The 19,276-nt window shown below is 45.0% G+C and carries 18 protein-coding genes and 1 pseudogene; 14 read left to right on the top strand and 5 right to left on the bottom strand.

Annotated features, from left to right (window positions below; translation table 11 throughout):
- Positions 1 to 603 precede the first annotated feature (603 nt).
- Positions 604 to 1,656, top strand: coding sequence for a M42 family metallopeptidase (locus ACFVSO_RS05370; protein ID WP_387470887.1), 1,053 nt, complete (start codon positions 604 to 606; stop codon positions 1,654 to 1,656).
- A gap of 69 nt (positions 1,657 to 1,725) precedes the next feature.
- On the opposite strand, the gene ACFVSO_RS05375 is transcribed toward ACFVSO_RS05370, so the two are convergent.
- Positions 1,726 to 2,268: an SRPBCC family protein gene (locus tag ACFVSO_RS05375; protein ID WP_387470889.1), complete on the bottom strand. Its 543-nt coding sequence runs from the start codon at positions 2,266 to 2,268 to the stop codon at positions 1,726 to 1,728.
- 153 nt (positions 2,269 to 2,421) lie between these two features.
- On the opposite strand from ACFVSO_RS05375, the gene rlmD reads away from it, so the two are divergent.
- On the top strand, positions 2,422 to 3,945 hold the full coding sequence (gene rlmD, locus ACFVSO_RS05380; protein ID WP_387470891.1) for a 23S rRNA (uracil(1939)-C(5))-methyltransferase RlmD: 1,524 nt from the start codon (positions 2,422 to 2,424) through the stop codon (positions 3,943 to 3,945).
- A gap of 521 nt (positions 3,946 to 4,466) precedes the next feature.
- Entirely contained in the window at positions 4,467 to 5,126 is a 660-nt protein-coding gene (locus ACFVSO_RS05385; protein WP_387470893.1) for an AlkZ-related protein, read from the top strand.
- A 229-nt stretch (positions 5,127 to 5,355) separates the two neighbouring features.
- Here the strand turns inward: ACFVSO_RS05385 and ACFVSO_RS05390 are convergent, their stop codons facing one another.
- Positions 5,356 to 5,967 carry a flavin reductase family protein gene (locus ACFVSO_RS05390; RefSeq protein ID WP_387470895.1) on the bottom strand — a complete coding sequence of 204 codons (612 nt, stop codon included), beginning with the start codon at positions 5,965 to 5,967 and terminating at the stop codon, positions 5,356 to 5,358.
- 193 nt (positions 5,968 to 6,160) lie between these two features.
- On the opposite strand from ACFVSO_RS05390, the gene ACFVSO_RS05395 reads away from it, so the two are divergent.
- Positions 6,161 to 6,472, top strand: coding sequence for a winged helix-turn-helix transcriptional regulator (locus tag ACFVSO_RS05395; RefSeq protein WP_387471644.1), 312 nt, complete (start codon positions 6,161 to 6,163; stop codon positions 6,470 to 6,472).
- Between the two features lie 62 nt (positions 6,473 to 6,534).
- On the opposite strand, the pseudogene ACFVSO_RS05400 reads toward ACFVSO_RS05395, so the two are convergent.
- Positions 6,535 to 7,110 (bottom strand): annotated as a pseudogene (locus ACFVSO_RS05400) (PQQ-dependent sugar dehydrogenase); the annotation flags it as partial.
- Here ACFVSO_RS05400 and ACFVSO_RS05405 point away from each other — a divergent pair.
- The 6 genes from ACFVSO_RS05405 to ACFVSO_RS05430 all read left to right on the top strand — a co-directional run bounded on the left by ACFVSO_RS05405 (position 7,096) and on the right by ACFVSO_RS05430 (position 10,517).
- The gene (locus ACFVSO_RS05405) at positions 7,096 to 7,242 is read left to right on the top strand and encodes a hypothetical protein (RefSeq protein WP_387471689.1); all 147 of its coding nucleotides are present in this window, start codon (positions 7,096 to 7,098) and stop codon (positions 7,240 to 7,242) included. The pseudogene ACFVSO_RS05400 and the gene ACFVSO_RS05405 sit on opposite strands and share 15 nt — an antisense overlap.
- Before the next feature lie 266 nt (positions 7,243 to 7,508).
- On the top strand, positions 7,509 to 8,045 hold the full coding sequence (locus tag ACFVSO_RS05410; RefSeq protein WP_387470897.1) for an SdpA family antimicrobial peptide system protein: 537 nt from the start codon (positions 7,509 to 7,511) through the stop codon (positions 8,043 to 8,045).
- The gene (locus ACFVSO_RS05415; RefSeq protein ID WP_387470899.1) at positions 8,030 to 8,983 is read left to right on the top strand and encodes a sporulation-delaying protein SdpB family protein; all 954 of its coding nucleotides are present in this window, start codon (positions 8,030 to 8,032) and stop codon (positions 8,981 to 8,983) included. The genes ACFVSO_RS05410 and ACFVSO_RS05415 overlap by 16 nt, the downstream gene beginning before the upstream one ends.
- Before the next feature lie 63 nt (positions 8,984 to 9,046).
- A complete protein-coding gene (locus tag ACFVSO_RS05420) occupies positions 9,047 to 9,673 on the top strand; it encodes a sporulation delaying protein family toxin (protein ID WP_387470901.1) in 627 nt (208 codons plus the stop codon).
- A gap of 155 nt (positions 9,674 to 9,828) precedes the next feature.
- Positions 9,829 to 10,221 carry a PH domain-containing protein gene (locus ACFVSO_RS05425; protein WP_387471646.1) on the top strand — a complete coding sequence of 131 codons (393 nt, stop codon included), beginning with the start codon at positions 9,829 to 9,831 and terminating at the stop codon, positions 10,219 to 10,221.
- 158 nt (positions 10,222 to 10,379) lie between these two features.
- Positions 10,380 to 10,517 carry a CcdC protein domain-containing protein gene (locus ACFVSO_RS05430; protein ID WP_387470903.1) on the top strand — a complete coding sequence of 46 codons (138 nt, stop codon included), beginning with the start codon at positions 10,380 to 10,382 and terminating at the stop codon, positions 10,515 to 10,517.
- Between the two features lie 95 nt (positions 10,518 to 10,612).
- Here the strand turns inward: ACFVSO_RS05430 and ACFVSO_RS05435 are convergent, their stop codons facing one another.
- Complete coding sequence (locus ACFVSO_RS05435) at positions 10,613 to 12,034, bottom strand: PQQ-dependent sugar dehydrogenase family protein (protein ID WP_387470905.1); 1,422 nt, start codon at positions 12,032 to 12,034, stop codon at positions 10,613 to 10,615.
- Between the two features lie 275 nt (positions 12,035 to 12,309).
- On the opposite strand from ACFVSO_RS05435, the gene ACFVSO_RS05440 reads away from it, so the two are divergent.
- The 3 genes from ACFVSO_RS05440 to ACFVSO_RS05450 all read left to right on the top strand — a co-directional run bounded on the left by ACFVSO_RS05440 (position 12,310) and on the right by ACFVSO_RS05450 (position 15,578).
- A complete protein-coding gene (locus tag ACFVSO_RS05440; RefSeq protein WP_387470907.1) occupies positions 12,310 to 12,729 on the top strand; it encodes a DUF1259 domain-containing protein in 420 nt (139 codons plus the stop codon).
- Between the two features lie 52 nt (positions 12,730 to 12,781).
- The gene (locus ACFVSO_RS05445; RefSeq protein WP_387470909.1) at positions 12,782 to 13,204 is read left to right on the top strand and encodes a DUF1259 domain-containing protein; all 423 of its coding nucleotides are present in this window, start codon (positions 12,782 to 12,784) and stop codon (positions 13,202 to 13,204) included.
- A 379-nt stretch (positions 13,205 to 13,583) separates the two neighbouring features.
- Positions 13,584 to 15,578, top strand: a complete 1,995-nt coding sequence (locus ACFVSO_RS05450) for an ABC transporter substrate-binding protein (RefSeq protein ID WP_387470911.1) — start codon at positions 13,584 to 13,586, stop codon at positions 15,576 to 15,578.
- Positions 15,579 to 15,803: 225 nt separating this feature from the next.
- On the opposite strand, the gene ACFVSO_RS05455 is transcribed toward ACFVSO_RS05450, so the two are convergent.
- Positions 15,804 to 16,250, bottom strand: coding sequence for a DUF1579 family protein (locus ACFVSO_RS05455; RefSeq protein ID WP_387470913.1), 447 nt, complete (start codon positions 16,248 to 16,250; stop codon positions 15,804 to 15,806).
- A gap of 1,090 nt (positions 16,251 to 17,340) precedes the next feature.
- On the opposite strand from ACFVSO_RS05455, the gene ACFVSO_RS05460 reads away from it, so the two are divergent.
- A partial coding sequence (locus tag ACFVSO_RS05460) for a hypothetical protein (RefSeq protein WP_387470915.1) occupies positions 17,341 to 19,276 on the top strand: 1,936 nt, incomplete at its 3' end.

Raw genomic sequence — 19,276 nt, forward strand, 5'->3', positions numbered from 1 at the left:
ACTGATGAGGGTTGCTTCATGATGTCGGATTCGATGTTTCATTCGATGTTTAATAGGGAATTTTGCGTGTGCGGAAGAAACTCATGGTGTGTGCTAGCCAATGTTGTACATGCTGCGATCGAGTCGCATGTTGGGAATCATGTACCGGTATTGCACAAGTTGGACTGAAGATAAAGCTTGTCCGTTTTGAATGGGGAGCGATTTGTGATAGCGTTTTCTTTTTCTGAAAAAATCACTCTGGCTAGCAAGTACATTCAGCCCGCTAATGGTTCATTGGATGCTTGCTTCGCCCCTCCTTCCAGCCCCTAGTTTTAGTGGAGATGCGGTGTAGCTACTCCTATCATGATTCGAAGTATGAACAAGCGGAAGGGGTAAATTCGTGGTATGTAAGGGGTAAATTTTTACAAAATATACATAGGATTAATGAATGATTTTATTTTTGTCAATATGGAATGATTTCTGATAGAAATCAATTGTGTTTTTGGGCGGTTGAAGGCTGTGAGGGCAGGCCAGGCAAGGAGTTTGGTTTCCAATTCGGAAGATGTGGTAAGATGAAAAGATCAAAAATGATGGTTTTGAGCTACAGGAAAGGAGTGCAGCATCATGTCTAACGCATTAAAACCCGAGCTTAATCGGGACTATATGATTCGTCAATTAAACCGGCTTCTGAGCATTCCAAGTCCCAGCGGCTATTGCATGGCGATTATGGATGAATTGCGCAAAGAAGTGGAGAGCTTAGGCTACACGATGGAGCAGACACCGAAAGGAACGGGCATCATTACGATTCCGGGCAAGCGTACGGATAAAGTCATCGGAGTGTCCGCGCATGTGGATACGCTAGGGGCTATGGTCCGTTCGATTAAGTCGAATGGTATGATCCGGTTCACTCCGGTCGGCGGTTATGCGATGGGAACGGTGGAAGGCGAATATTGCACCATTCATACGAGAGACGGGCGCCAATATGAAGGAACGGTGCTGACGACCAAGCCTTCGGTGCATGTGTACAGCGACGCCCGCGATATGAAGCGGGAAGAAGCGAATATGGAGATTCGTATTGACGAATCTGTTGCGTCCAAAGAAGATACGCTGAAGCTGGGCATTTCTGTTGGTGACTTTATCTCGTGGGATCCTCGGACCCGGATATTGCCGAATGGCTGGATTAAGTCCCGCCATCTGGATGACAAGGCAAGCGTAGCGGCGCTGCTGGGATTCCTGGAATGGGTGAAGAGGGAGGGGAAGTCGCCTGCTTATACCGTAAAACTGCTGATCTCCACTTATGAAGAGGTTGGACATGGCTGTGCCTACATTCCGCCGGATATTACGGAGCTGCTTGCCCTGGATATGGGGGCGCTTGGTGACGATCTGTCAGCAACGGAGAAGGATGTGTCTATCTGCGCGAAGGACTCCTCAGGTCCATACGATTACGGCATGACGACGCGTCTTATTGAATTGGCGAAGCGGGAAGACATTCCTCATGCGGTGGATATTTATCCTCATTATGGCTCGGATGCATCGGCAGCCTTAAGAGGTGGAAGCAACATTCGTGCTGCATTGATGGGTCCGGGAGTACATGCTTCTCACGGCATGGAGCGCACGCATGAGGAAGCGGTCGTGAATACGGCTGCTTTGCTAATCGCATATGTAATGGAAGAATAGTGGTTGGTTAGAAAAAAGGCGCAGGCGCTGTGAAGGGATAAGCTCCCTTCCAGCGGCCAGCGCCTTTCACTATTTGGACCGGTTCTGAATATATTCGTCCAGCAGGTCGAAAGTCTCGGCGAAGCCTTGCCTTAGATGGTCACGAAGCGCTTCGAATACGCGCATCTCAGCTTTCTTGGCATCCTCGGGCAGGCCGTGCAGGGTCAGCTTTGTGGTCCCCTCCTCTTGCTCTTCGAAGGTTACTGTGTTCAGAATCTCCAGCGGCCAATCCTTGCTGAAGTAGGCTCGGACCGTTTTGCCGTTCTCGTCTGCAAAAGAATTCGCATAGACAAACTTGTCAGGCCCCGCGATTTCCCGGTACGCAAATTTGCCCCACATGACATTGCCTTCAGGGGATTGCTGCTTATAATGAATGATCCCGCCGGGAACGAGCTCTTGAGAGAGGATGGTCATTTCGTATCCTCGCGGCCCCCACCAATTTTTCATATGTTCGCCTTGGGTGAACAGCTCGAACAGCTCTTCCTTAGGCACATTAAATATTCGCGTCATGTACAGTCCGCGCTTGCTGGAAGACGCCGTGCCGGATGCTGCTTTTTTCTTGCGTTGAAACATTGTTGCTTGGCCTCCTCGTTCATCTGTTCCTCTAATCATAACATAGCTTGGTTGAGGGTTGGATGCAAGAAAACTGGCTGATGCTACCGTTGGGATTGGGGTTACGCTATGGTATAGTGGATGTACCAAGTGTGGAAACGGAGCGAATTCATCATGGCACGAATGGAAGACAAGAGAGCGGATCGCAATAGAGGCGAGAGACAACGGAAAGATGCGGGAGTCAAAGGAAAGCGTATGTTTCATGAGGGGCATAGCGGCAGCAAAACAAAATCTGCTCCTTCTCTAAACGCTCATTCGTCTGCCGAAGAGGTGAAAGCGGGAGATCGTATTGTCGTTACGATCAAGCGCATCGGCATTAATGGCGAGGGCGTCGGCTATTACAAGCGGAAGGCGGTCTTCATCGAAGGAGCGCTGGCCGGCGAAGTGGTGAAAGCGCAGGTGACGAAGGCGGAGCGCGGCTATATTCAAGCTTCGGTGACGGAGATTGAGAAGAAGTCGCCGTATCGCCAGCAGCCCCCATGTCCGGTTTATGAGGAATGCGGCGGATGCCAGCTTCAGCATATGACGTACGAGGCGCAGCTTACGGCTAAGGAAGAGATTGTGCGGGAAGCGTTCCAGCGCTATGCCGGCATCGTTTCGCTTCCCATGCGGTCGATTCTGGGCATGGACAACCCTTGGGGTTATCGTAACAAGGCGCAACTGCAGGCGGGACGGCAAGGCGGAGAGATTGTGACCGGCTTGTATGCAGCCGGCTCGCATCGATTGGTCGATATTAGCGGCTGTGAAGTGCAGGACCCTATTGTGAATGAAGTCATTGAGGGAACGAAGGCGGTACTTGGCGAGCTGGATATCCCTATCTATAATGAGCGGACCCGTGAGGGAGCGGTGCGGACGATTGTGGCACGGGTAGGACGGGCTTCCGAGCATGTTCAGCTGACCCTGATTACATCGGTGGACCGCCTCCCTGATGCCAGAAGGCTTGTTCAGCGCATTCGCGAGAAGCTGCCGATGGTGAAGACGATCGCGCAGAATGTGAATAAAGGCAAGTCGCCGCTTATCTTTGGCGAGCGAACGACGGTGCTATGGGGAGACGAGCGTCTGAACGAGACGCTTGGCGATGTGAGGTTCGCGTTGTCGCCGCGAGCATTCTTCCAGCTCAATCCGGATCAGACGGTGAAGCTGTATGACGCGGCGAAGGAAGCAGCTGCACTGACAGGCAAGGAAATGGTCGTCGATGCGTACTGTGGCACAGGCACGATCGGCATGTGGCTGGCGAAGGATGCGCGCGAGGTACGCGGTATTGAAGTTATCCCGGAGGCCGTTGGGGATGCGCGGGATAATGCCCGTGCAAGCGGCATCGACAACGCACGTTTCTTCGAGGGGCGTGCCGAAGAGCTGCTCCCGCAATGGGTCGCCCAAGGCGTCCGCCCGGATGTCGTCGTCGTAGACCCGCCGCGCACAGGCTGCGAGCTGCCGCTCTTGCAGGCGATTGCGAAAGCGCAGCCGAAACGGCTCGTGTATGTGTCATGCAATCCTTCAACGCTTGCAAAGGACTGCAAGGTGCTTCTGGATAGCGGATACATGCTGGAATGGGTTCAGCCGGTGGATATGTTTCCGCAGACATCACATGTGGAGTGCCTAATATTGATGGTTCGTAACAAACAGATTGAGATGTGACAGTAATGCTCAAACATGGTAAGGTCACGATGTATTTGGAGTGTAGTTAGTAGAAGACTTAGCGCAGCTGTGAGAGTGCCTGACTGGCAGTCAAAGGTTCAGAGGGTTCGATCCCTTGGGTCTGTGATGAAGAAAAGAGGTTGTCCGTGAGGATCAGCCTCTTTTCGTATTTTTCAGAAACACGACATCTTCTCCGAGAGATATCTCTTCCTTACTCAAGGCATGCAGCATCGAATAGAACATCTCTTTTGAGCATCCACAGTATAGCAGGTTTGTAACAAAACCAAAAAGAGGGAAAAACCTATATATATCGAATGAGTTAAGTACTGAATTGTAATAATGATTAAGGTCAGGTGAATGATGTAGACAAGGCATTTCTTGAACTGAAGGAAAAAGTCAACTTTATGTCGGAGCCGATTTCTAGACAATATGGGATATGAAGCGTTAATTTCAGAGATCCCGCAGGAAACTTAATCGAGTTGTATCACGAAATTCCAATAGAATAAAAGGTGTTGCAGACTATGGAAGTTTTAAATTATAGGGAATTTGTAGAATTGGTTGAGAATTATAAGATTCTACCCTTTTCAGGCTTTGTTCCTGAATACCCGTCACTAACAGGTGTGACGGCAAATGATCATTGGCACACAGGAACCGATACCGACCCTTGGCAATGGCGTGTTATGATCGTTCAAGACGATGTTGCAGCTTATGGAAAATTTTTCGGTGATAAGGCATGTTTTATTCATAAAGATTTATTTCCCTTATTCAAAACTATTCTTACATTGAACAAAACGGTTGAAGAAAGATATAATGATGGTCATATTTCCAGAACGGCTTTTCATCTCTATAAAGTCTTGATGGAGTATGGAAACATTGATTCACGGAATTTACGGAAAGAAGCAGGGTTAAATGCAAAAGAGGACAAAAAAGAGTATGAAAAATCACTTGTTGAACTTCAAAATTATGGCGATGTAGTCATCACTGGTGCAGCAAAGCAAAGTGAAAGTGATTCTGGTTGGAGCAGCATGTGTTACCAGCCATCGGATTTATGGTTAAACTCGGTGAAAGGGACTCAGGACTATGTGTCTATTGAGGATGCAAAAAAACGGATGTTAGCGGAATTATCAATAACCTGTACTGATAAATCCTTAAAGTTTTTTGCTAAGAAATTGAAGCTTTAGCCGTCACTGCAAGCTCGTCCTCGAACATGGCAGAGCGAGAACCCGACTGGCAATCGGTGCATGTGGAGTGCTGTGTGTTATTAGTAAAGAAGTAATTTAACGGGGCTGCATTTACCTTCCATTAAAGATGAAAGAGCCTAAGTGCGTGCTGTCAGCGCATAGGCTCTTCTTTAGGTTTTAGTTCTACAAAATAGAACCATCGCTGCTAGCAAAATGATTGATGTACCTTTCACTCATATGCAAATGAAGGCGTTAGTCCGGCAAAGTCCCCTGCTAGACTAGCAAGCGGCTTCCACTTATCAGTAGCTATTTTATAGTTTCCTGCATAAAATGCTTCATCGATTTGGACGCATTCAACTTTTCCAAGTACTAGATGATCTACACCGACAGGAATGATCTGGTCTAACTTAAGTTCTATGGAGATCGGCGCTTCTAGCACTGCTGGCACATTCAAAAGTTTACCATTCTGGACAGTCACTCCTGCAAGCTCAAACTCATTTTTCTCCGGTTCTACATTAGCCGATGAACGATACATCGCTTCCCCAAGCGACTCCGGTACCATATTAATGATATATTTCTTCACTTCACGAATATTAGTTAACGTATCCTTAATGCTTCCCATTCGTTCATTCACGCCTGGTCCTATCGAGATCAATAGAGTAGGCGGATTTCTAGAAGCTACCGTAAAAAAGCTGAATGGCGCTAAATTTAAAATACCATCCTTACTTTTAGATGAAACCCATGCAATCGGTCTGGGAATCACAGAGCCAGTTAACAATTTATACATCTCATCCTCTCTCAAATCAGTTGTATGAAATGTGAGTTTTCGTTCTGTAGACAACGCTGCATCCCCTCCAACTATAATTGATTAAGTCATAAGTCGATTCTATAATGGTACTATTAAAGTCTTCTGAAATACTTATCAATCCCTCTCAAATTATAAACTCGAATACAAATAAAACTAGTATGCACTTTTTTGATAGATACTTACTTGAAGGAGAGTAATGGTATTGCCGGATTTAAGTGATAATATTATGGAGCATAACAAACAAAGGCCATTTGACTTCACATTATCGTTAATCGGTGGCAAGTGGAGAATGAAAATCATGTATGAATTATCTTCCGATAAGATTTTGCGTTATGGAGAGCTAAAGCGGAAAATTCCTGCTATCACTCACAAAATGCTAAGTTCACAGTTAAGCGAACTAGAGAACTCTGGAATTATTCATAGAGAAGAATACCCTCAAATTCCTCCAAAAGTTGAATACTCTTTAACGCCAAAAGGAAAGAGCTTAATGCCAATATTAGAGGAAATGTGCAAATGGGGCGTAGCCAATCAAATATAAATAAAGGACGAAAGCCCGAGCAGAAACACTGCCCGGGCTTTTTAAGTTCAGATAAGCACTCTTTATGACCCCCATGGAACAATCTCGAATACAGTGCCCAGGTTAGAATCAGCCACTTTCATAGAGTCGTAAACCCCTAAATACAGCCGGGTTTGATTCAGATTGGCTCCTAGTCCAACATAATAAGCAGCTTGTGAGCCGAAGTTATAATCGGTTTCAATCACAGAGTAATCATTTGGACTGCAACCCGCTTTGACCTTGGTATACGCCAAAACTCCTCTAGCAGGAGAAATTGCTTGTTTCCGGGCAAGGTCGGTAAACACGACACTCCCCCTTAAATCGGGGATTTCATTCCCGCTATAGGCTTGAACGCCTGTTAGAGCGATTCCTCCAAACTTGTCGGGGCGCGGATCTTCATGATAATAACTGGTTAAAGGCTGTAGACGCAGCACTGAAGTTTTTAAGGCTTCATCGTAATAGGCAATGTTTTTCTCATTCAACATCGCGTTTGCGGGACAGTCTCTTGGCACGGAAGTAGGCAAAACGCCTTCCCACCCTCGCCAGTCAAAGTTGGTAAATCCTTCTTGGTCAAGCTCAGAACCCATCATAGAAGTTTGAACAACTTGAGTAACCGTTATCTGAAATCGACGAACGACGATATTCGCCTTCTCGCCATCTGCAACTTCTTTCGCGCCTACCGGACGCTGCACATGAAGCTGGCTGAGGAGCTAGGCGCCGATCTCGGTTCATTTATCCCGCAAGGCATCTGATCTTATAGCAGTAATGAAATGCGAGCGCGCAAAGTTTTGCGGAAAATACGAATCAATTTTTCGGTGCCAAAATCAATATCTTATGCAAAAATTATACATGGTAATTGAAATGTTATTTAGGATAAAATGTAAATAAAAGTGTGGTTAAGGGATTTTGCGTATTCAAAAAACTGTCAGGTTATATTTGTGTAAAAATATTTTTCAATTAAATAAAGTGTTGAATTTTATGAAGTGGAATTTGTTTATTAATATATAGGAGGATTTGGATGAGAAGCTCCTACTCATATGCATTGACGCTAATAGGCTCATTTACTTTGGTAATCACACTATTCTTTTATGGCTTGCAAAATGCCCTTCCGGTAAACCCATTGGAAAATATGAAAATATCGGCTGTGTTTAAAGCATTTCCGCAAGGATGGGGTTTTTTTAGCAAGAATCCTCGGGATGAAGTCATTGTTATGCTTGATTCTACCTATCGACTCGCGCCTAATTGGCCTAATAACACCTGGAGTAATGCCTTGGGTTTAAAAAGGTATGGGAGAACTCAGGGAATTGAACTTGGCTTACTTTATTCAAATGTACCAGAGGGATTGTGGGAAGTATGCGAGACAGATTTGGCTACTTGCACCAAAAACGCGGATGTCCATTTAACTATACAAAACACAACACCCAATCCGGCCTTTTGTGGTGAATTCACTTTAGCTATGAGAGAAGTAGTCCCTTGGGCTTGGGCTGACATATTAACTCCCGAAGAAATGCCGTCAAGGTATGTAAAGGTGGTATCGAGTTGCTCAATAAATTAAACAATTTTGCATACGACTGGGCAAAGGCCAAAAAGCCGTGGACAAATGTCTATGGATTGGCTCGATCGTTAATTGCCTTATCTACCATGTTTACTCTGTTAATGAATGAAGTATCTACCTTTTTCAAACCGGTTGCCGGAGTGGCGGAATTTCCGACTTGCTCCTTATATAAGATTAGCTTTTTTTGTTTGGCTCCGAACGATTACTCTTCATTGAATGTAATGAAGTGGATCTTAATTTTGTTATTATTAATAATTGCCTCCGGATGGCGTCCCAGATTTACCGGGGTGATACATTGGTGGATCGCATCATCCATCCAGAATACGGCTGTAACCCTTGATGGCGGGGAACAAGTAGCGGTTGTTCTTACACTGTTGCTAATACCTGTAACTCTATTGGATGGAAGAAGATGGCACTGGTTGCCTGCAACCGTTCCAGAAAGGCCTTTGAAAATCCAAGCCACAATAATAGCAAGTGTATTTCTTATTGCAATCAGGATTCAAATGTCAATCATTTATATGCAAGCGGCTATTGCAAAAGTGAAAAATCCAGAATGGATTGACGGAACAGCGCTATATTATTATTTCAATGATCCGATGCTTGGGTTAAACCCATTTTTGAAAAGAATATTTGATCCAATTCTGAACTCGTCATTAGTCGTTCTTCCTACCTGGGGAACTATTGTGCTGGAGTTACTGCTGGGCGCGGGAATTATAGCGAATAAGAAATACAAGTTACTTTTACTTTTTTCAGGGTTTTCTTTACATATCGGCATTGCCGTAATAATGGGACTTTACAGCTTCTCGCTTATTATGTGCGCTGGTCTAATCATTTCCTTTTATCCAAGCGAACGAACTTTTTCATTTTTTCGAAAAAGGGTGAAAGCGGCTACATTCAACAACAAAGTGGCGGTCATAGAACAATCTAGTGAATTGTAGCTTATATTAATAGTTATAATCGACAGCCAAAATAAATCAAAGAAAAGGAAGGATAATAAACCCATGAAGAAAATGTTGATTTTCTTCCTTGCGCTGGTAATTGGTACTGGCTTTAGTTTGCAAGGAAACTCGACTGCAGTAGCAAATGGGAAACTTGCTATTTTCACTGGTGAGCAGCTTTTTGCAGGGTTGTTTTTCGCTCAAGGTGAGGTTGCAAAGAGGCTTTCGCCAACATTGTATTCCAAAGAGTTGCTTGCCGCTGCAAATACGCCTGAGGCGCTGTTAGCGGCAAAAGATGTAATAAACAAGGTGAAAACGCAAGACGCTCAATTTTTCTCGTATTTTAAAAGTGCAATAGAGTCCAAAAACCCGCTGCAAATTCAAATGGCCTTCGAAAGAGGGGGAGAATTGCTGATCTCTATTTATAAAGAAATGAACTTGCAGGTAGACCTAGCGGAATTTGAACCAGGATCGGCAACTGGTCAATGTCTAGTGGTGGGACTCGTAGCTTTATTTTATGCCGGTGTGGTCGCTCAGGTTGCGGCTGGTCTTGTATACGTGGTGGGCGGAGCCGTTTATTTTTATGCGGCAGCCGTACAGAAGACTCATGGGGCTGTAAACAGTATAGGTGAACCTCGCGGTAACCTGAGTAACGAGATATTTATTAAGAATATTGTAACCGCTCTGTAGTTACAAAGTTTAAAATGGCGGTCGATTATAACAATCTTTTTCCAAACGCCTACTTCAATTCCGGTTTATAATTGAACGTGCTTCATTACAGAGGAGTGATTTTTATTATCTTCAAGAGCAAGCGCGATATTTCATATAACATATTGTTGACGTTGATGGTATTGATTCTAGCTCCAATTGTTGTCCTTCCCATACTCAAGATTTTGGAGAGCGGTCAATTTTCAATTGTACATTCTCTTATATCCCTTTTTGGAATAGTACTAATACCGGTAATCTTAGGCATATATTTCGGAATCCGTTATCTGTTTGAAAAAGAAGCATTGGTTGTGCGAACTGCCTTTATAAAAAGCGTTATTCCATACACTTCGATTATAAAAGTGCAAAAATCCGTTGAGTTATGGACGGGATTTCGCATTTTAAGCTCGCGGGACGCCATTACGATATTCCATAAAAATGGAGAAGTAAAAATCTCGCCTGCAGACAGAGGGGCATTTTTAAAAGAAATACACAAGCATTGTCCCCAAGTGAAATTAGAAGTAGACCTTTGACAGCAGGTAAATCTGAATCCTGTTCATTTTCGGAAACATGGATTGAAACTAAAATGATTTGGAATGTAAAAATGAGATGATATACAAGAGGAACCAACTGCCCAAATACGGGCAGGGGTTCCTTGTTTGTTTAGACTCACCTTTCCAATATGGAGGGTATGGAGGTAACAACGACACGGTCCAATCCGATCGTACAGATTGGCACGATTTTCTACCTGCTTTCGTTCGGCATGATAGTACCGTGGCGTTTGGCTATGGTGGGCAATTATTTGCGCTTGCAGAAATTGGAGGCTTAAGCGCTAAGTTGGTCATTCTACCCATTACCGAATCAAAAGGGATAATACCATTCTCTTGAACGAGAGGGTATTTTTTAAGTTTAGACAAGCACTCTTTATGACCCCCATGGAACAATCTCGAATACATTGCCCAGGTTAGAATCAGCCACTTTCATAGAGCCATAAACCCCTAAGTATAGCCGAGTTTGATTCAGATTGGCTCCTAGTCCAACATAATAAGCAGCTTGTGAGCCGAAGTTATAATCGGTTTCAATCACAGAGTAATCATTTGGACTGCAACCCGCTTTGACCTTGGTATACGCCAAAACTCCTCTAGCAGGAGAAATTGCTTGTTTCCGGGCAAGGTCGGTAAACACGACACTCCCCCTTAAATCGGGGATTTCATTCCCGCTATAGGCTTGAACGCCTGTTAGAGCGATTCCTCCAAACTTGTCGGGGCGCGGATCTTCATGATAATAACTGGTTAAAGGCTGTAGACGCAGCACTGAAGTTTTTAAGGCTTCATCGTAATAGGCAATGTTTTTCTCATTCAACATCGCGTTTGCGGGACAGTCTCTTGGCACGGAAGTAGGCAAAACGCCTTCCCACCCTCGCCACCCAAGGTTGATACATTCCTCTTGGTCAAGCTCAGAACCCATGATAGAAGCTTGAACAATTTGAGTAACCGGGATCGGTTGATAATGAACGAATGAAAAGACGGATTCTATCAGTTCCTGTCCGACATTTCCTGCGTATTTCACATACTTATTATTGAACCTTTGATAGGAAATGCCCGGTATATTTCGTACTCCTTTGGCGATGACCGTAAGCGTCTCCTGAATAGGCACGGGCAGCTCATTAAACCGTGTAACGACGGGCGGAGGTTCAGTAAATGCATGCATGGCTACATCAATTTCAATGATTTTACCTGCGATCTCCATCATATTTTGGCTTAAATTAAAAGGGTCATAGGCTGATCCGCCATCTCCGGTCGTTAAAACAAGTCTTCCTGTTTCAGGTGAAAAGTTTAAGCTGTTGACACCATTATGATTTAAAAAGGGCCTTCTTATATGGAGTAGTGTACGCCGCATTTGAGGTTGCCCGTTCAATGGAAGAATCCATTCTTCGACGGTATCGATATGGTCGTATTGTTGCTCCCTATCTGTCCACTGTAGGTTTAAAGTGCCAGGATCGCACGGATTAGGTTTAAAAGATTCGGAAAAAGCTGCTGGACCTTGGGTTCCAGCTACTGAGTAATGGAGGTAGAACAAACCGTTATAGTAAAACTGGGGATGAAAAGCTAGACCTAACAGTCCGCGTTCGTCGTATCCGCCACTGGTGCCGCCTAGTTTTAAGACTTGTTGACGTATATCTGCAAATGTCCCGATCACTCCGTGTCTCATGTAGAAGATCTCTCCGACCTGGGTTGCAACAATGATGCTTTCGACCGAGTCCCCTGGAAAGATAGTTGTTTTTATAACCGTTGGCATATTGATCCTGTTAACAATAGGACGTAGACGGACTTTAACTTTTTTCAACTATATACCCTCCCGGTTGTCGTTATCATTAACAGCGTATGATAAATTTAGTTGTTTAGACCGAGAATAGCTCTACTGCAAAGCCGATGAAATTCAGGTTTTTCCTGATTTTTGCTCGGCTTTTTCTTTTTGGGGGAGACCTGCGCGGACTATACGGGGCTAATAGCGTGATTGGCCTAAAGTTACATCTGATACTTGTACCGTGGTGTTTTACCCATACACCTTTGCCGCTTTGATCATAAGCTATCCCGAAAAATAATTTGAGGAGGCTTTATATGGCGGCAAAGGCGAGCGTTAGTCCTCGATTTAAAAGACTTTGTACCCAATTCGGAAGAATTCTGGGCGGTGAATCGGAAGTTGAGGAAGGCCCAGTTTGTTTTGTCATGCGAATGACAAACTTAAGAGCGACGATCCTGAGAAAAAGAACGCGCTCCCCTTTGGTTCAAATGCAAATGTTTTCGTTCGAGTCGCTTGATAAGTCGGGTCGGGCACTTTGTTTGGGCGAGACGGCTGTACACCAAAATCAAGTTAATCGATTGTTGTCCAATCTTCGTAAACGTGGAATAAAAGTGACGGCGCTTCACAACCACTGGCTGAATGAGACTCCTCGTTTAATGTATGTGCACTGGGAAGCCATTGAGAATCCGATTGTGTTTGCTAAAAAATCCAAGGAATCCATTGCATTCTTGGGTTAATGCGGCTTAGCGATGAAACTATATTCATCATATTACGAAAGGATGATATCTTGTGGCAGCTCAAGTGAAAGCAAGTCCTCGTTTTAGAAGGCTATGCAACCAATTCTCAACCATTTTAGGCGGAACAGAACATGAAATTACAAAAGGTCCAGTTTGTTTTGTTTCTAGAAATAGAGTATTTAAGGCAAAAATATTAGGGAGACGCACCACATCGCCAGTCGTTTTTTATCAGTTGTTTTCGTTTGAATCGCTGGACAGTTCGGGCCGCGCGCTCTGTTTAGGGGAAACGGCCCTCTTACAGAGTCAAGTTAATCAATTGCTGTCAAACCTTCGTAAGCATGGGATCAAAGTAACAGCAGTCCATAACCATTGGCTGTTTGAGAACCCGCGTATTATGTATATCCATTGGGAGTCGATCGATAATCCCATTTCATTTGCAAGGAAAACGAAACAATCTATTGCATTCTTAGGTTAATTTGAAGTTAATGCGGATTGATTGCCCTCTCTTGAACGAGAGGGTTTTTTTATTTATTGGGAGCGGAAATGCAACGGGTTTTAAATTTTGGGATTATTACTAGAAAATAGACTATTTCATGCTTGATATTAAAGAGAACGTCCTAAATTGGGCGTTCTCTTTTTGACTGACTTATGATTAGCATGAGCGTATTAGAACTCGTGCTTTTGTGTTTTTTTGAAGCCAAATAAATCGAAAGAATGGCACAGGATGCCTTTACGGATGATGAAGGATAGGCTGTATAGCAGAAGTTGACTAGGAAAAAATCACTTCGGATTTGATAATCATTATCATTTAGATTACCATACAATTAGGGTATGGATTGAAGGAGTGAAGGTAGATGTCAGAGGATATGAATTTCACTAACCACTTTACAAAAGAAATGATTGATATAGCTGTTCGGCTATGGGCAGGCTCATCCATTTCATTAATAGATGTTCGTTACAAGTTGATAGATCCGGACAAGCCGATCCAAAATTACAGGATGCCGACTAGTATGCTGGTGTATACCTGTGGTGGAACGGCTAACGTAAAACTGGATCACACATTATATCAATCCGATCGGTTTGGTATTTTTCATGGAGGGAAAGGGACAGAATTATCGATTCATCCTACAGGCAAAAGTCTCGACACTTACATGGTGCTGTATAGAGCAGAAACGCCGCCATTTTACAAAAGAGAAATGTATCGCTTGCTAGAACAGATAAATCCGTTTATCCAAGTGTATGGCTTTTCACCAGGGAATCCTATTTTTTTGATGGAGAAGTTTTTGATTATGAAAGACCGCTGGAATCGTGAATCCGTGTTGAACCAGTTTTATTCAAAGATCGTTCTGTATCAGATTGTCTATGAGATTTACAATGAGCTGGAGAAGGGAGATACTCTCTATTTCCAGCCTGATTATGTTGTTTTGGTCAAGCAATATTTGGAACAACACTATAGCGAACCTGTGTCCATTCAACAACTTATTGAAATGCTGCCTATTAGCAGAAGCCAGTTAGTTAGGCTTTTTAAAAAACGTGAGGATAAAAGTATTCAGGAGTATTTGAATGAGATAAGGTTGGATGCTGCTAAGCGGCATTTGCAATACACGAATGCTACTATTCAGGAAATTGCTGCTGGGTGCGGTTTTGTGGATGGACTGAATTTAATCCGTATGTTTAAAAAATACAATCATATGACACCGCATGAGTACCGGACAAAAATGATAACGAATATGGACGTTAATGATATTGATAATGATTACCAATATCATTACAGTGAGAGGAGACTAAATCAATTAGTCGAATCTAGCAGAAATGAGGAGTTATTGATGTTTGGAAAGAAAAGAAACAGGGAAATGATATTGGCGGCTGCCATGAGCTTGATGTTGTTGTTATCGGCGTGTACATCGAATGCGCCTGTGAATAATGGAGCGGCGGCGAGCACGGCAGACACGACTCGGACAATATCGAATGCTGAAGCTACAGGGACCGAGGTTGTGACACAGCAAACGAGAATGGTGAACACCTTAAAAGGAGAGGTGGAGGTACCTGTTAATCCGCAGCGGGTCGTTGTCCTGTATTTGATGGGCGATCTTCTTGCTTTAGGAATAAAGCCCGTTGGTATCTCTACTCTGGTGGGAGGGGATGATGCTGCAATCGCTAGCGAATTGGATGGTATCACCACTTTGGGGGATGGCCAACCGAGTCCAGAAGCGGTGATTGCCCTTGACCCAGATCTCATTATTGTTACAACGGATGAAATTTACAACAATCTGAATAAAATTGCCCCTACTATTTACATACCCTATGACTTGCCCGTGGAAGAACGTATGGAAATTCTCGGAGAAATATTTGGCAAAGAAGATCAGGCTAAAGGGCTTATGGATAACCTTTATGAGAAGGTGGAGCTAAGCAAGCAGAAGCTGCAGCAAGCCGGTATCTTGGATAAAACCGTCACAATTATGGAAAGCAACAAAGGTTCTATGGCCGTAATGGTGGGGATGGGCTATGGACGGGGGTCGCAGATCATTTATCAATATTTGGGGCTGAAAGCACCTGAGATCGTGCAGCAGGAAATAGACAATTCCAAGAATGATGCAACTAGCATGGATGTCTCCTATGAAGTGTTGCCTCAGTATGCTGGTGATTATGTGTTCCGCTCTGCCTTTGAAGGAATGGCGGATTTATCAGATAACCCCATTTGGAATAACATTCCGGCAGTGAAGGAAGGGCGGCTTATTGATATGAGCTTTGGCTTGTTTTTCTACAATGATATCTTTTCGTTAGAAAAGCAGCTTGACTTTGTCGTGGATAGCTTGCTGGGCATTGGGGAATCAAAGAAACTCCAATGAGCGAAATACTTGTAGAAGGTTTATGTGCTTGGAGGACATTTTGAGCTAGAACTTAGAAAACGATGTTAACAACGATTTGTTTGCGTGAAGAAATCAGGACCTGCGGAAGCATTTATGGGCAAAACTTTCATACGCTGCAATTCGAAATGCCGCTGTCATCTATTAGTTGACGGCGGCATTTGTATCTGACCTAGTATCCCATAGACTGTTTGAATAGCGAGCCGCTTAGTATTTCGTCAACAGAATATTCATCCACTTTTTCCACTCGGCACCTTCTTGCGCAAGTTCCCAAACGCCCGCCAATGTCCGTCCATCTTCCCCAAAACTACCTCGGAAACGTTCGGTCGATCCGATTATGGTCCATTCGCGTTCATGCAGCTGTGCCTTGTAATTGGCGACTTCCCCGCGATTGTCGTATGACGTCGTCACATACATGCCGTCTTCTTCGTGAAAACCGATCATTTCTATTGCTTTCACTTCGTCTTCTCCCATACGGCCATCCACATGGTGGATAAGGAAGAACTCTCCCGGAAGCCACTCGTAAGTATCGATGGCATCCAACTTCACGGAAGTTCCATTCGGTGCTTGGATCGTGCCTTCCGTTTTCCACTTGCCAATGAACGGTTGCAGACGTTCCATCGCTGATTGGGCGGTCAATTGTTTGTCATCCATTCGCCTCTCCCTTTCCATCAGAATAGTCCCAATATAACATGCTTTTGGATATCGCATTTCTTTCCGATTGCGATGTTATGCATCGTCATAGAGTCTACATTAAAAATGTCTGGAACTCCTTATTTAGCTCGAACCGCCAAGTGCTCTTCTTTTGTCAGAAATCGACATTAAGCAGGGCATAAGATGTATTTCATATAGGACTAAGGATGCTTTTGTTTATTCTATGTTTATTCTCGTGTTGTACAATGATGTCGATTCCTATCAATTGAGGGTCGAATCCCAATGATAGATATAGAAGAGACGGCAGTTCGAGTTCACAATATACGACGAAGGAGACTAAAAGATGACTCGAAAGAGAATAAGAGTTTTAAAAGGATTTTTGGCGGGATTTCTCATTTTGGCTATGCTTTTTCCTGATTTAGGCGGGCAAAGGGCAATGGCTGCGGCAGCACCGACCTTGGCGGATCCTAGCCTCAATATTTATCCAGACTTTTCAGTACAGTCCTATTCCCCGCAGGGTTACATGCGGATAAGTACTGGAAGTGTAGTCGGAGATAGAGAAGACAGTGATCCGGAAGTGATCGGAGATGAGAGATATGTCTTTGATTATTGGGAGACTGATAACAATGGCGGCATGTCAAACTTAGAAAATCGTGCTTTATTATATTTTCAACTTGGCAGCACTTTAGGAATGTATGATTTGAACTTTTACTTTAAAAAGCAAGAATGGGACGGCAGCGACTGGGTAGATACCGGCGATGTTGATATGAAAACAACCAGTTTTCTAGTCTCAAATTGGCCGACTTTAGCCGATGTATCAAAAGTAAAAGCTGAGGTCGAGCCTTCATCGACAATAAACAGCGGCTCATCTTTTACGTTAGTTGCTGAAGGAGACCGTCAGTTCGCAGAAGGAATATCACATCTTGATCAGAAATTTATTCCGGATAAATGGATATCGTCTGAACCTGGTAATCCGGAAGGTTCTTTCGTTTTGGATAGCGACGACAGATACACTTCAGTGTACAAACCTTCAAGCAGCGGAACTTTTACTGTGACGGTTATGTTTAAGGAGTGGGAGTACAATGGATATTTGAAAGAATGGCAACCACGTCCGAATGGTCGCAATCCCTCTAAGCTTCTGGGTGTAACCGTTCAATCTTACAATGCAGATAAGTTCAAAAATAAGCTGACTTTGAGCTCAGAGTCTATTGAAATTGGCGAGACGGTTACTCTGACAGCGGAAGGAGACAGTCCTCCGGGCAGTACGTACTATTATTGGGACACACGCTATATACCAACGACATGGACGTCCACTGAGCCCGGGAAGACAGGTTCCTTCATACTTGGCGAAGATGGCCGCTACACCGCCCAGTATACTCCCACATATCAAGGGCATTTTGACATAGATGTTAAATTTATGCTGCAAAGGTTTCACGGCGGTATTTGGAACAATGAAATTGAGGCATCCTTGACAACGTCGCCCCTTCCGAGATTGATAGTAACTAGACCTCCACCACAATTTGCAGACTCTGACAAAAACAGCTTGACAGCCAGTCCGAGCGAAGTTTCGTTAGGAGGATCAGTGACGCTCACGGCCGAAGGCGACCGCCAGGAGGCAACTACCGGGAACACCAACGATGATCGGTATATACCAGTTAGCTGGACATCGGAGGAGAGCGGGAAGTCGGGAACATTCACTAAGGACAGTAACGGTAACTATACGTCTGACTACACGCCTTCGGCGACGGGCAGTTATCTTGTAACAGCAACCTTCCAAAAGCACATGCTTTTTGAAGGCACATGGTACGATTACGGAAAAGATACAAAAACGACAACGGTGACGGTAACGCTCCCGACGGAACCGACGGAAGCCAGCTCTGGCAACAATAGTGTCAGTGCGAACCCGAGCAGCGTAACGGCGGGGACGGAGGTCACACTGACGGCTGAAGGCGATCGCCAATCGGCGGACGGCGTATTGGCGGGTGACGAGCGTTATGTTCCGGTAAGCTGGAGCTCGACGGAGAGCGGCAAGGCAGGACTGTTCGCCAAAGGCGATGATGCCATTTATACTTCCGATTATACGCCTGTGACTGCGGGCACCTACTCGGTTACGGCGACATTCCAGATGCAAGCGTGGGACGGTACGTCGTGGAACGATGTGAGTGGAGCGACGGATACGAAGACGACTACAGTGACGGTAACGGCCGCACCAGAATTGCCGGATGCGAACGCTGGCAACAACAGTGTTAGCGCGAATCCGAGCAGTGTGACGTCAGGCGCGACGGTCACTCTGACGGCTGTAGGTGACCGGCAATCGGCGGAAGGCGCATTTAGCGGTTATGAGCGCTATTTGCCGGTAAGCTGGACTTCGACAGAGAGCGGTAAGATGGGGACGTTCACGAAGAATAATAATGGAGACTACACATCCGATTATCTGACATCGGCAGCTGGAAGCTATACGATCACAGCGCTATTCCAGAGACAATCTTGGGATGGTACGGTGTGGGTACCGGATGGCGATGAGACGGATACGAAGACGACAACGGTGACGGTAATAGCCGCACCTGAACCAACGGAAGCGAAAGCCGACAACAACAGTGTCAGCGCAAGCCCAAGCAGCGTAGCGACGGGCAAAGAGGTCACGCTGACGGCTGCGGGCGACCGCCAATCGGCGGACGGCACGTTGGTCGGTGACGAGCGTTACGTGCCAGTAAGCTGGAGCTCGACAGAGAGCGGCAAGACGGGCACGTTCACGAAGGACAATAACGGCAAGTACACGGCTGCTTACACACCGTTGGCCGCTGGAAACTATACGGTCACCGCTACATTCCAGAAGCAAACATGGAATGGTACGGCGTGGAGCGATGTTAGCGGAGCGACAGATACGAAGACAGCAACGGTGACAGTGACAGCCGCACCGGAACCGCCGACGGAAGCGAAAGCCGACAACAACAGTGTCAGCGCAAGCCCAAGCAGCGTAGCGACGGGCAAAGAGGTCACGCTGACGGCTGCGGGCGACCGCCAAT

It is taken from the genome of Paenibacillus sp. NPDC057967 (genome assembly GCF_042887015.1).
Taxonomy (GTDB): Bacteria; Bacillota; Bacilli; order Paenibacillales; family Paenibacillaceae; genus Pristimantibacillus.